The organism is Pseudomonas sp. PDM19 (genome assembly GCF_014852215.1).
In the GTDB taxonomy this organism is placed as follows: Bacteria; Pseudomonadota; Gammaproteobacteria; order Pseudomonadales; family Pseudomonadaceae; genus Pseudomonas.
In genome coordinates, this window is record NZ_JACVBG010000003.1 from 379,540 (window position 1) to 393,214 (window position 13,675).

10 protein-coding genes are annotated in these 13,675 nt (G+C 63.5%); 9 read left to right on the forward strand and 1 reads right to left on the reverse strand.

What is annotated here, in order from left to right; translation table 11 throughout:
- The first annotated feature begins 1 nt into the window (after position 1).
- The 9 genes from IB273_RS17745 to cyoE all read left to right on the forward strand — a co-directional run bounded on the left by IB273_RS17745 (position 2) and on the right by cyoE (position 12,112).
- Entirely contained in the window at positions 2-889 is an 888-nt protein-coding gene (locus IB273_RS17745; protein WP_192224665.1) for an OmpA family protein, read from the forward strand.
- Between the two features lie 244 nt (positions 890-1,133).
- A complete protein-coding gene (locus IB273_RS17750; RefSeq protein WP_192224666.1) occupies positions 1,134-3,326 on the forward strand; it encodes a type I secretion system permease/ATPase in 2,193 nt (730 codons plus the stop codon).
- Between the two features lie 7 nt (positions 3,327-3,333).
- Positions 3,334-4,641, forward strand: coding sequence for an HlyD family type I secretion periplasmic adaptor subunit (locus IB273_RS17755; protein ID WP_412548085.1), 1,308 nt, complete (start codon positions 3,334-3,336; stop codon positions 4,639-4,641).
- Between the two features lie 79 nt (positions 4,642-4,720).
- Positions 4,721-6,292: a TolC family protein gene (locus IB273_RS17760; protein ID WP_192224667.1), complete on the forward strand. Its 1,572-nt coding sequence runs from the start codon at positions 4,721-4,723 to the stop codon at positions 6,290-6,292.
- Positions 6,293-7,220: 928 nt separating this feature from the next.
- Positions 7,221-8,216, forward strand: a complete 996-nt coding sequence (gene cyoA, locus IB273_RS17765; protein ID WP_081517362.1) for a ubiquinol oxidase subunit II — start codon at positions 7,221-7,223, stop codon at positions 8,214-8,216.
- A 6-nt stretch (positions 8,217-8,222) separates the two neighbouring features.
- Entirely contained in the window at positions 8,223-10,205 is a 1,983-nt protein-coding gene (gene cyoB, locus IB273_RS17770; RefSeq protein WP_081517363.1) for a cytochrome o ubiquinol oxidase subunit I, read from the forward strand.
- A gap of 4 nt (positions 10,206-10,209) precedes the next feature.
- On the forward strand, positions 10,210-10,851 hold the full coding sequence (gene cyoC / locus IB273_RS17775) for a cytochrome o ubiquinol oxidase subunit III (protein ID WP_081517364.1): 642 nt from the start codon (positions 10,210-10,212) through the stop codon (positions 10,849-10,851).
- Positions 10,851-11,213, forward strand: a complete 363-nt coding sequence (gene cyoD / locus IB273_RS17780; protein ID WP_081517365.1) for a cytochrome o ubiquinol oxidase subunit IV — start codon at positions 10,851-10,853, stop codon at positions 11,211-11,213. The genes cyoC and cyoD overlap by 1 nt, the downstream gene beginning before the upstream one ends.
- Before the next feature lie 11 nt (positions 11,214-11,224).
- Positions 11,225-12,112, forward strand: a complete 888-nt coding sequence (gene cyoE, locus IB273_RS17785) for a heme o synthase (RefSeq protein WP_081517366.1) — start codon at positions 11,225-11,227, stop codon at positions 12,110-12,112.
- A 222-nt stretch (positions 12,113-12,334) separates the two neighbouring features.
- Here cyoE and IB273_RS17790 read toward each other — a convergent pair whose 3' ends face one another.
- Positions 12,335-13,633, reverse strand: coding sequence for an NAD(P)/FAD-dependent oxidoreductase (locus tag IB273_RS17790; protein ID WP_192224668.1), 1,299 nt, complete (start codon positions 13,631-13,633; stop codon positions 12,335-12,337).
- Positions 13,634-13,675: the final 42 nt, after the last annotated feature.

Sequence of the window (13,675 nt, forward strand, 5' to 3'; positions counted from 1 at the left end):
CATGGCAATTTCCCTTATCCGCCCGCTGCGTCAGGCCGTCTGCCTGGCCGTGCTGGGCCTGGCTGTGAGCCAGGGCGCCGTTGCGGCGACGAAGTCCATCTATGGCGACACCTACACCAAGGAACAACACGTCATCGCGCAACAGGCGCAGATCGTGATGTTCCGTGGCAACGATGGCGGTAAAGAGGCCGCGCACGTCTACATCGACGGCCAACTGCAAAGCGCGCTGATGCCCGGCGGCTACACCGTGTTCTGCACCCCCGCGGGCGAGCACTCGGTGGAGTCGTACATCGGCGATGCGCCGCTGTACACCGGCAAGCGCAACCCGCAGAGCTTCGCCAAGCTCGACGGCGGCCAGACCTACGTCCTGGAGGCACCGGTTGGCGCCAACCAGAGCACGCCGATCGTGCACACCGGCAAGGACGCCGAGCAGAGCCTGCAGGGCATGCGCCGGCAGATCCATGTGATCAGCCGTGCCGCCTCGGTGGTGCCGTGCCAGACCGAGACCAAGCTGAGCCTGCGCAGCGATGTGCTGTTCAAGTTCGGCAAGGGCGGCTACAACGACCTGACGCCCGAGGGGCATAGCCAGCTGCGCCAGGTGGTCCAGGACATTTCCGCGTCGGGCGACAACATCAAGAGCATCGAAGTGATCGGCCACGCCGACCCCATCGGCCGGGCCGAGGCCAACCAGCGCCTGTCGCTGCAACGCGCCGAGACGATCCGCAAGGTGCTGCTGGAGCAGGGTGTCGCCAGCAACCTGGTGCAGGCCGTTGGCCGTGGCAGCAGCGAGCCGGTAGTGAGCTGCGGTACGACCCGCAACGCCGCGAACATCGCCTGTAACGCGCCGAACCGTCGCGTCGAGCTGGTGATTCAGGGGCAAGGGCAGTAAAGCCGCCCCGCCTTTCGCTGTTACCTACCTCACTCGCCAGGGCTGCACTCGTACCGTGCAGCCCTGGCTTTTTTTGGCTTTCCCCGTCTGTGACAGCCCGGTCTTTCCCCGCTCCCGCTCGTGGGGAACAAGGCTAGACCCGTGAAGGAAAGGTACGTCAAGCCAATCAGGCTTTTCTGATCCCCCGCGGATCAGCGCATTTCTACCATGCGCACAGCTTCTCTCTCCCCCAGAAGGTGTGTTCATGAATTCCTCCTCCGCGCCTGCGACGCCCGTCGTCGATCCGGGCGTTTCACCCCAAAGCGACAGCCTGTTGGCAGGGGTGTGCTGGCTCTGCGATCACTTCGAGCGGCAAACGACACTGGAGTCGCTGTACGCCGGCCTGCCGCGTGATCGGAAGCTTCGTCCCAGCCTGGTGACGCGCATGCTCGAGCAGGCCGGTATCGGTGCCGGCTGGGTCAAGCGGCGCCCCGCCGAACTGTCTTCCTACCTGTTCCCCCTGCTGTTGCTGTTCCGCAATGGCGAGGCGCGCATCCTGGTGGCCCGCCGTGGCGAGGAGTTCGAGCTGGTAGTGCCCGAAGCCGGCGGCGGCACCATCACCATGAGTGCGGCCGAGCTGCAGGAGCATTACCTGGGATATGCGCTGCTTGCTCGCCCCAAGGCGGTGAAGGATTCGCGTACGGAGATCCCCCGCGCCGAAGCGGGCAAGGGCCACTGGCTGTTCTCCACGCTGTGGAAGTACCGGCGCTTCTATTACAGCGCGGCACTGGCGACCTTCCTGATCAACGTCCTGGCGCTGGCCAGCACCTTCTTCATCATGAACGTGTACGACCGGGTGGTGCCGAACCAGGCCTATGTGACGCTCTGGTCGCTGGCTGTAGGCGTGATGGTGGCGATCGGCTTCGAGTTCACTTCCCGGCAGGTCCGGGCGTACTTGATCGACAACGCCGGCAAGAAGGCCGACCTGATCCTGGGAACAATCCTGTTTCGCCAGTTGCTGGAAGTCCGGCTGGAGCACAAGCCAGCCTCGGCGGGTTCTTTCGCCAACCAGTTCCGCGAATTCGAGTCGGTGCGTGACTTCATCACTTCGGCCTCGCTGGCAACCCTGGCGGACCTGCCGTTCTGCATGCTGTTCGTGTTCGTGCTGTTCATCATCGGTGGTCCGTTGGCCCTGGTGCCCTTGGGCGCGATGATCGTGTTGCTGGGGCTGTGCGCCTATATCCAGTTGCCGCTGTCGCGCTACATGAAGGAGAACCTTCGTGAGGCATCGCAGAAGCACGGCCTGCTGATCGAGGCGATCGAGGGTGTCGAGACGCTCAAGGCGGTCCGCGCCGAAGGCAGCATGCTGCGGCGCTGGGAAGATTTCAGCGCGCAACTGGCCGCGTCGGCGATCAAGACCAAGGCCCTGTCGAACATGGCTGGCAACTCGGTCTCGCTGATCACCCAGCTCAACACCGTGGTGCTTGTGCTGTGGGGTGTGTACCGCATCGGTGACGGTGACCTGACCCAGGGTGGCCTGGTGGGCATGGTCCTGCTCAGTGGTCGCGCCCTGGCGCCGCTGGCGAGTTCGGTGGGGCTGGCCGTGCGTTACCAGCAGGCCAAGACGGCCCTGCATTCGCTGAACCAGTTGATGGCGATTCCCACGGTGCGCGACACCCAGCGTCGCTACCTGGAGGCGCCGAAGGACGCGACGCTGTCGCTGCGCAAGCTGAAGTTCTCCTACCCGGCTCCGCCGATGCAGCCGCGCCCGCTGGTGCTCAACAACATCAACCTGAGCATCAAGCACGGCGAGCGCGTGGCCATCGTCGGCAGCATCGGCAGTGGCAAGTCGACCCTGCTGCGCCTGATCGCCCGGCTGTACCAGCCAGTGGAAGGGCAGGTGCTGATCAATGGCATCGATGCCGAGCAGATCGACCCGGCGGACTGGAGCTCCACTGTCGGGTTCGTCGGCCAGGACACGCGGCTGTTCTTTGGCTCGCTGCGAGAGAACCTGCTGATCGGCAATCCCTCGGCGACCAGTGAGGAACTGCTGAACGTGGTGCAACTGACCGGTCTGGACTCGGTGGTGGTCAACCACCCGCTGGGCTTCGATCGACCGGTGGGCGAGATGGGGCAGGCGCTGTCCGGCGGCCAGCGGCAACTGGTGGCACTGGCCCGTTCGCTGTTGCTGCACCCGCAGGTGCTGTTGCTCGACGAACCTACCAGCGGCATGGACATGCAGACCGAGCGGCTCTTCCTGCAACGCCTGGAGGTGGCCACCCAGGGGCGCACGGTGGTGGTGGTGACCCACCGCTTCTCGGTGCTCGAACAGGTCGACCGCCTGATCGTCGTGGACGCCGGCCAGATCGTCGCCGACGGTCCCAAGGACGAGGTGCTGCGCGCCTTGCAGGCCAACAACTCTCCCGCGCCGAACAAGGCGCCGGCCTCTACCTGGTGAACCGATCATGACTGATACCCCCCATAGCGAAGCGGCGGTACCCGCTGTCGTCGAACCGTCCAAGGCGGTGGCGACGACCCAGGCTTCGCCGTACCAGAAAGAAGTGGCGCGCCTGCGCGAGAACGATATCGCCTATGTGTCGGACCTGCAGGCAGCGCTGATCTCCCAGAAAACCACGGCGAGCACGGTGGTGCTGCTGCTGATCGCGGCGGTTTTCACCGGCATCATCGTGTGGGCCTACTTCGCCCGGGTGGAGGAGATCACCAAGGGTGAGGGCAAGGTGATTCCGTCCAGTCGCGAGCAGGTCATCCAGAGCCTGGAAGGCGGCATCCTGGAGCAGATGAACGTCAAGGAAGGCGACGTGGTCGAGGCCGGGCAGATTCTCCTGAAGATCGACCCGACCCGCGCCGGCGCCAGCTATCGCGAGGCGCAATCCAAGGCTCTGGCGCTCAAGGGGCAACTGGTGCGCCTGCGCTCGGAGGCCTACGGCAAGCCCCTGGTGTTCCCACCGGAGGTGATTGCCGTGCCTTCGATCGTGGAGGCCGAGACCGAGGCCTACAACGCTCGCAAGCATGCGCTCGACGATGGCGTCGCCGGGTTGCAGAAGAGCCTGTCGCTGGCCCAGGGCGAGTTGACCGTGTCCGAGAAGCTGGCCAAGCAAGGGCTGATCTCCGATGTCGAGATCCTGCGCATGCGCCGCCAGGCCAACGAATTCAATCTGCAGATCAGCGAGCGGCGCAACAAGTACCGCTCCGATGCGAACGCCGAACTGACCCGCGTGGAAAGCGAACTGGCCCAGGCGCAGGAGAACGCAGCCGGGCGCGAGGACGTGATGAAGCGCACCACGCTCATGGCGCCGCTCAAGGGCATCGTGAAGAACGTGCGCGTCAACACCATTGGCGGGGTGATTCAGCAGGGGCAGGACATCATGGAGATCGTCCCGCTGGAAGACCAACTGCTGGTGGAAGCGAAGATTCGCCCGGCCGACGTGGCCTTCCTACGCCCCGGCCTGCCTGCCACGGTGAAGATTTCCGCCTATGACTTCGCCATCTACGGCGGCCTCAAGGGCAAGGTCGAGCTGATCAGCCCCGACACCATCAAGGACGACGAGCTGGCCCGCCAGGGCCGGCCGGATACCTCCTTCTACCGCGTGCTGATTCGTACTGACGAAGCGCAGCTGACCCGCGGCGACAAGCACTTCCCGATCATTCCCGGCATGACCGCGACCGCGGAAATCCGTACCGGGGAAAAGACCATCCTTGAATACCTACTCAAGCCCGCGCTGAAAGCGCGTGAGGCCTTCCGCGAGAGATAATGAAATGAAAGCCCGTAAACCTTCATCCAACCTTCGAAACGCTCGTTGGCGGTTCTGCCCCTCGGCACTGGTTCTGGCCATGGCTGCACTGAGCGGGGGCGCCGAAGCCGCTGGCTCCGACGAACTGGGCGGCGCGCTGAGCTTCTACTCCAAGCCTCGGGAGGCTTCCGCCGCCTCGCTGACCCACGGCGCGCTGCAGGGCGAGCTGGTGGCCTCGACCGCCGCACCAGCGACGCAGGCGGCGACACAGGCTGCATCCGCAGTCGCCCAGCCTCGGCCGGCGCCCACCTTGCAAGCCGCTCCGAGTTCGGTGGCTGCGATGGTCAATGCCGCTCCGGCAGCCCAGGCGCAACCGGCCAGGCAGGCTCCCAAGCTGGACCTGAGCCTGCCCGCCGAACTGCGCGCTGGCGTGCAGCCGAGCTCGGCGTCCGCATCGACGCTCGGCCAGTCGGAAGCGTCGCTGGCGTATATCCGCGAGCTGGTGAACACCGCCCTGAACATCAGCCCGGAAATGAAACAGGCCGATGCCAACTGGCAAGCCGCCAAGGGCGATGTGGACCAGGCCAAGGGCGCGCGCTGGCCGCAGGTGCAGGTCAGCGCCAGCTCCAGGACGCTGCAGAGCAAGAAGAGCGACAACTACAACAACGACGGCACGACCACCGTGCAGATGACCACGCCGGTCTATGACTTCGGCGCGATCAGCCATACCATCGACAGCCGCAGCAGCACCGCGAACGCGCAGGAAGAGGCAAAGGGGCAGACTCAGGTCACCGTTGCCTACAACACCGCCTCGGGGGTGCTGGAACTGGCGCATCAACAGGAGGCGCTGGCTATCAGCGACCGCTATGTGGCGCGTATGCGCGAGCTGGTGAACATGCTCTCGCAGATTTCCGACGTCGACCCGGGCCGCCGCAGTGAAGTGGTGCAGGCGCGTTCGCGGCTGCTGCAGGCCGAGACTGCGCGCAACATGGTGCTGTCCAAGCTGCAGGAGCAGAAGACCACGCTGGCCAAGCTGGTGGGCGAGGATGTGACGGTGCCGGCGAACGCCAGGTGGGAGTGGGCCCCCATCACCCTGAACGACGCGCTGGGCTCGATGCAGGATCGTCCTTCCCTGCGCCAGGCGCGCTGGGAGAAAGAGGCTGCGCTGGCCAGTGCCGAGTCGGTGAAGTCCTCGCGCTATCCCAAGCTGAACTGGGTGGTAGGGCGCAGTTCGGGCAGCAATATGCTGAACAACGAGGAGCCCTGGTCGACTGGTCTGGCCGTGGAGTGGCAGGCGTTCTCCGGTGGGTCGGCTTCGGCGGCGCAGCGAGCGGCCTACGCCCGGGCGAATGCGGCGGAAGAGAAGATGGAGGCGACCCGTCGCGAGTCGGAGTACCTCATTCGCAACCTGGTCGAGCAGCGCGATCTGTCCGCTGCGCGGGTCGATGACTACAAGGCACTGCTGGTGGAGTCGGACCGCGTGCGCAAGATGTTCTATGACCAGTGGTACCACCTGGGCAAGCGCACCCTGCTGGATGTGCTGATCGCCGAGAACGAGTACTACAGCGCACAGATCGCCGCTTCGGACACCTACTACAATGCGAAGGCCAGCGATCTGCGCATCCGCGCCGAGACCAGCGGCCTGCTCGCATGGCTGACGCCGGAACACTGATCCCCTGCGGTCCGCTGCTGACCGTACCCGCCTGATATTTCCCTATCCTCCCGGCATGTCCGCTTCGGTGGTCATGATGGCTCGTTTCGTCTCTGCACTGAGGCGGACATGCCGAGGAGAGACCTCTGGTCGTCCTGCACGATCGTCATAATTTGAATGACTTTCCCCCTTGCCAAAGTCGCTGTGCGTCGATGTGTCGCAGGGTGCGCAGGGGGAATCCGCGACTTTCGCAAAGGTTCTTGATCGCCATCATGGCAAGGTCTTTGCCAAAGGCGTTGGGGCGCCTTTCCGGCCTTGGAAAAGCGCGCTGAAAGCCCCGTCCTTCATGGTTCTGACACATTCCCATGGCACGCCCGTGCAAGCCCCTGGCAGGGAGGGAATAACCCTGCACAACTCCTGTGAATTGGTTGTTTTGTGAGCGATTTTGCCCGGGACTGTTTCTCTGGCTGAGAAAATATCTTGTTAAAAATGGGCGGAATGGGCCTTGAAAGGGGTTTCTGAAATGCTTTGTAATACCCGCCGTCCATTTCCTACCCCCAAATCGCTGAGTCGCACTGACGTAGATCAAAGCCAGTGCTCACCCTTCGGTGCAGCGGCATAACAACAGGGGGCTGCCATCGGTGGGCTCCTGTCATCAAGACGAGTCGGGCAATCCGCTCGTGCATCCGGTGTGCGACGCGCGCGCTTCAACGAGCCGCCAGTCCAGACACCACACGCTGAATAACACGGAACGAATCAGCTGACGAAATCGGTTTCGCATAACGAAGACCGGGCGAGGTCCCTTTGCCTGGAATCCGTGCGGCCGCGTTCGTGAATCCATGACAGCCCTGGCAGGCGGCTTGGAAAAGTCGCGGGTAACGAGTCGTCGAGCAGTGCGTGGCGAAGGCTCGTGGGCGGTGAAGCGATTTTCATCCACTAAGGCCGCAAGATGAAAAAAGAGCAGTACACAGGAATTTTGAAGAGACTTGCGCTGCTGCCGATGCTGATGCTCGGTGGTTGCAACATGGCGCTGTTCGACCCGAAAGGGCAGGTCGGCGCTGACGAGAAGTCCCTGATCATCACAGCAACCCTGCTGATGCTGATCGTGGTGGTGCCGGTCATCCTGATGACCTTCGGGTTCGCCTGGAAATACCGGGCTTCGAACACCAAGGCCACCTACATGCCGGACTGGTCTCACTCGACCAAGATCGAGCTGGTGGTATGGCTGGTTCCCTGCGTGATCATCGCCATCCTCGGCTGGATCACCTGGGAGAGCACCCACAAGCTGGACCCGTATCGTCCGCTGGACTCCGAGGTCAAGCCGGTGACCATCCAGGCCATCTCGCTGGACTGGAAGTGGCTGTTCATCTACCCGGAACAGGGTATCGCCACCGTCAACGAAATCGCCTTCCCGAAAGACACCCCGGTGAACTTCCAGATCACCTCGGATTCGGTGATGAACTCCTTCTTCATTCCGCAGCTGGGCAGCCAGATCTACTCCATGGCCGGAATGATGACCAAGCTGCACCTGATCGCCAACGAAGAAGGCGTGTTCGACGGTATCTCCGCGAACTACAGCGGCGGCGGCTTCTCGGGCATGAAGTTCAAGGCCATCTCCACCTCCGAGCAGGGCTTCCAGGATTGGGTCGCGAAGGTCAAGGCCTCGCAGCAGACCCTGAACCTGGATCAGTACCCGGAGCTGGTCAAGCCGACCGAGAACGTCCCGGCGACCTACTTCGCAACCGTCAGCCCCGAGCTGTTCTCCCACGTGCTGAACAAGTGGGAACACGCTGGCCATGCGATGGCCAAGGCCCACGAAGCCAAAGAACAGGCCGAGAAGGGCGAGCACGGCGAAGCAGCGCATGACGAGACCGCCATGGCGGGCCACGACATGAGCAACATGCAAGGCATGCCTGGCATGCAAACGAATCCGAGCCAGGAGTAACCGCAGATGTTCGGGAAACTGACACTGTCGGCCGTGCCGTATCACGAGCCGATCATCGTCATCACGCTGGCCGTCGTCGCCCTGTTGGGCCTCGGTGTGTTTGGCGCGATCACTTACTACCGCAAGTGGACCTACCTGTGGACCGAATGGCTGACGTCCATCGACCACAAGAAAATCGGCGTGATGTACATCATCGTCGCCCTGGTCATGCTCCTGCGCGGCTTCGCCGACGCCATCATGATGCGCGGCCAGCTCGCGCTGGCTGAAGGCGCCAACCACGGCTACCTGCCGCCGGAACACTACGACCAGATCTTCACCGCTCACGGCGTGATCATGATCATCTTCATGGCCATGCCCTTCATGACCGGTCTGATGAACCTGGCCGTGCCGCTGCAGATCGGCGCACGCGACGTGGCGTTCCCCTTCCTGAACTCCCTGAGCTTCTGGCTGCTGGTCGTCAGCGCCATGCTGGTGAACGTCTCGCTGGGCCTGGGTGAGTTCGCCCGTACCGGCTGGGTCGCTTACCCGCCGCTGTCCGAGCTGGCCTACAGCCCGGGCGTGGGTGTGGACTACTACATCTGGGCTCTACAGATATCGGGTATGGGTACCTTGCTCACGGGTATCAACTTCCTGGTGACCGTGTTCAAGATGCGTACCCCCGGCATGAAGCTGATGCAGATGCCGATCTTCACCTGGACCTGCACCTTCGCCAACATCCTGATCGTTGCGTCGTTCCCGATCCTGACCGCGGCCCTGGGCCTGCTGTCGCTGGATCGCTACTTCGACATGCACTTCTTCACCAACGAGCTGGGCGGCAACGCCATGATGTACATCAACCTCTTCTGGGCCTGGGGCCATCCTGAGGTGTACATCCTGATCCTGCCGGCTTTCGGTATCTTCTCCGAAGTCACCGCGACCTTCGCCGGCAAGCGCATGTTCGGCTACACCTCGATGGTGTGGGCGAGCGCCGCGATCACCTTCCTCGGCTTCACCGTGTGGCTGCACCACTTCTTCACCATGGGTTCGGGCGGCGACGTCAACGGCTTCTTCGGCGTTGCGACCATGCTGATCTCCATCCCGACCGGGGTGAAGCTGTTCAACTGGCTGTTCACCATCTACCGTGGCCGCCTGCGCTTCGACACCCCGATCCTGTGGACCCTGGGCTTCATCGTCACCTTCACCATCGGTGGCATGACCGGCGTTCTGCTGGCCATTCCGGGTGCTGACTACCTGCTGCACAACAGCCTGTTCCTGATCGCTCACTTCCACAACACCATCATCGGTGGTGCGGTGTTCGGCTACCTGGCCGGCTTCGTCTTCTGGTTCCCGAAAGCCTTCGGCTTCAAGCTGGACGAGAAGTGGGGCAAGCGTTCCTTCTGGTGCTGGCTGGTCGGCTTCTACATGGCCTTCATGCCGCTGTACATCCTCGGCTTCATGGGCATGACCCGTCGCCTGAACCACTACGAAAACCCGATGTGGCAGCCGTACATGGTGGTGGCGTTCTGCGGCGCCGTGCTGATCTTCTTCGGTATCGCCTGCCAACTGATCCAGCTGTTCGTCTCGATCAAGAACCGCGAGAAGCTGGCCGACCTGACTGGCGACCCGTGGGGTGGCCGTACCCTGGAATGGTCCACTTCTTCGCCGCCGCCGTACTACAACTTCGCCGAACTGCCGAAGGTCAACGACATCGACGCGTTCCACGACATGAAGCAGACCGGTACCGCGTACCGCAAGCTGCCGGCCTACGCGCCGATCCACATGCCGAAGAACACCGCCGCTGGCTTCTCCATCGCCGTGTTCGCCTTCCTCTTCGGCTTCGCCGCCATCTGGCACATCTGGTGGCTGGTGGGTGTTGGCTTCGTCGGCATGATCGCTTCGGTCATCGTGCGCAGCTACGTCACTGACCTGGACTACTACGTCCAGCCGGATGAGATCGAGCGCATCGAGAACGCCAACTTCCAGAAACTCGCCACCGCGCAGCAGGTATAAAACCATGTCGACGGCAGTACTGAATCAACACGTGGTTGATGCGCACCAAGCGGCGCAAGACCATGCTCACCATGACGAGCACGCCCACGACAGCGGCGGCATGACGGTCTTCGGCTTCTGGCTGTACCTGATGACCGACTGCATCCTGTTCGCGAGCGTCTTCGCCACCTACGCCGTGCTGGTCAACCACACGGCCGGTGGCCCGAGCGGCAAGGACATCTTCGAACTGCCCTACGTGGCCGTCGAAACCGCGATCCTGCTGATCTCCTCCTGCACCTACGGCCTGGCCATGCTGGCCGCGCACAAGGGTGCCAAGGGCAAGGCCATCGCCTGGCTGGGCGTGACCTTCCTCTGCGGTGCCGCGTTCATCGGCATGGAGCTCAACGAGTTCCATCACCTGATCGTCGAAGGCTTCGGCCCGAGCCGCAGCGCCTTCCTGTCGTCCTTCTTCACCCTGGTCGGCATGCACGGCCTGCACGTAAGTGCCGGCCTGCTGTGGATGCTGGTGCTGATGGCGCAGATCGGCACCCGCGGCCTGACCGCGCAGAACAACACCCGCATGATGTGCCTGAGCCTGTTCTGGCACTTCCTGGACATCGTCTGGATCTGCGTCTTCACCGTCGTCTACCTGATGGGGGCTCTGTAATGACCGCTGCTGCACATCATCACGACTCCCACGGTGCCGGCCACGGCGATCACGGCGCCGGTCACGGCAGCCTGGGCTCGTACGCCATCGGCTTCGTGCTCTCGGTGATCCTGACTGCGATCCCGTTCTACATGGTCATCGACGGTGGCTTCTCGCGTCACGCCACCCTGCTGACCATGGTGATCCTGGGTCTGGTTCAGGTCGTCGTGCACCTGATCTGCTTCCTGCACATGAACTTCAGCTCCGAAGGCCGCTGGAACGTCATGGCATTCATCTTCACCGCCATCATCATCCTGCTGGTGGTCGGTCTGTCGCTGTGGATCATCTACACCGCAGACACCCTGATGATGCCGATGCCCTGAGGGCCGATGCCGTGAAACTCAAGCGTTATCTCCTGGTCGCCAAGCCGGGCATCATCTTCGGAAACCTGATCGCGGTGGCGGGGGGATACTTCCTCGCCGCTCGCGGCAGTGTTGACCCGATGCTGCTGCTGGCCACCGTGATCGGCCTGTCCCTGGTCGTTGCCAGCGGTTGTGTGTTCAACAACTGCATCGACCGCGACATCGATCGCTTCATGGAGCGTACCCGCAGCCGTGTCACCGTGACCGGGCAGATCTCGCTGAAGGCCGCCCTGGCCCACGGCGTGGTCCTCGGCGCGGCAGGCTTCGGCCTGCTGGCGTGGAAGACCAACGTGCAGGCGACCCTGCTCGCCGCGTTCGGCTTCTTCGTCTATGTCGTGCTCTACAGCCTCTGGCTCAAGCGCAGTTCGGTCTACGGCACGCTGGTCGGCAGTCTCTCCGGAGCCATGCCGCCGGTGGTGGGCTACTGCGCCGCCAGCGGTCACTTCGACATGGGCGCGGCGGTGCTGCTGCTGATCTTCTGCCTCTGGCAGATGCCGCACAGCTACGCCATCGCGATCTTCCGCCTCAACGACTATCGTGCCGCCGGGATTCCCGTGCTGCCGGTGGAGCGGGGCATCGAAGCGACCAAGAAGCAGATCCTGTACTACGTCGTGGCCTTCGGCCTGGCGACCCTGCTGCTGACCGTGACCGGCTTCGCCGGCTACGGTTACCTGGTGGTGGCGCTGGCCGTCAGTGCCTGGTGGCTGTTCATCGCGGTGAAAGGCTTCAGTGCGGAAGACGACCGCCGTTGGGCTCGCCAGCTGTTCGCCTTCTCCATTATCGCGATCAGCGTGCTGAGTCTGATGATGTCCATCGACTTCCAGGCCATCCCGGCACAGTCGATGCTGGCGGCGCTGTAAGGCTGCTCTGCTGCAACGAAAAAGCCGCCCCGAGGGGCGGCTTTTTTATGGGCTCTTCGTAGGAGCACCGCTGAACAGTATTGGGCAGGTCCGTAGGATGGCGTGGAGCGAAGCGATACCCATCATGGCGGATAACGCTGCGCGTTATGCGCCCTACACCGAGATCAGCCCTGGCGTAGGGCGGATAACGGCGAAGCCGTTATCCGCCGATTCGCTCCAGCCTCAATGCAGCTTCAAGCGCGGCTCGGTGCTGCGCCCGATGCGATCCGCGATCATCAGCAGCGCCGTGCGGAACGGCCCGTACAGCGCCACCTGGTGCATGCGGTACAGCGACACGTAGAACATCCGCGCCAGCCAGCCTTCGAGCTTCACGCTGCCCATCAGGTTACCCATCAGGTTGCCCACCGCGCTGAAGCGCGACAGCGAGATCAGCGAGCCGTAGTCGGTGTAGCGGTACTCCGGCAGCGGCTTGCCCTCCAGGCGCGCGACGATGGCCTTGGCCAGAAGGGAGGCCTGCTGGTGCGCAGCCTGGGCGCGCGGCGGTACGGTGCGTTCGCTGCCATCGCCCATGGGGCAGGCGGCGCAGTCACCGAAGGCGAAGATGTCGTCGTCGCGGGTGGTCTGCAGGGTAGGGCGGACCACCAGCTGGTTGATGCGGTTGGTCTCCAGGCCGTCGATCTCCTTGAGCAGGCTCGGCGCGCGGATGCCCGCCGCCCAGACCTTCAGGCTCGCCGGAATGAACTCGCCCACCGCCGTGCGCAGGCCTTCTGCAGTCACTTCCTGCACCGCCGAACCGGTGAGCACGCGCACGCCGAGCTTCTCCAGCGTCTGGTGCACCGGGCGGCTGATGCGCTCGGGTAGCGCCGGCAGCACGCGCGGGCCTGCCTCTATCAGGGTGATGCGCATGTTCTGCGGCTGGATGCCGGTCAGGCCGTAGGCCGACAGTTCCTGCGCGGCGTGATGCAGCTCGGCGGACAGCTCGACGCCCGTGGCGCCGGCGCCAACGATGGCGACGCTGATCTGGTCGTCCTTGTCCTGCCCGGCATGGGCTCGCAGGTAGTGGGTCAGCAACTGCTTGTGGAAGCGCTCGGCCTGCTCGCGGGTATCCAGGAAGATGCAGTGGTCCGCGGCGCCCTGGGTGCCGAAGTCATTGGTGGTGCTGCCGATGGCCAGGACCAGGCTGTCGTATTCGAGTCCACGCGCCGGCACCAGTTCTTCGCCCTGCTCATCGAGCGTGGCGGCGAGCTGGATGCGCTTGCTCGCGCGGTCCAGGCCGCAGAGGCGGCCGAGCTGGAATTCGAAGTGGTTCCATTTCGCCTGGGCGACGTAGTTCAGCTCATCCTCGGAGGAGTTGAGCGAGCCAGCGGCGACTTCGTGCAGCAGGGGTTTCCAGATGTGGGTGAGGTTGGCGTCGACGAGCGTAATGCGCGCCTTGCCCTTTCTACCCAGGGTGCGGCCGAGACGGGTCGCGAGCTCCAGCCCGCCGGCGCCGCCGCCGACGATCACGATACGATGGGACATGGTGCATTCTCATAGCTTAAGGAATCCTGTATCGGCCCGTGG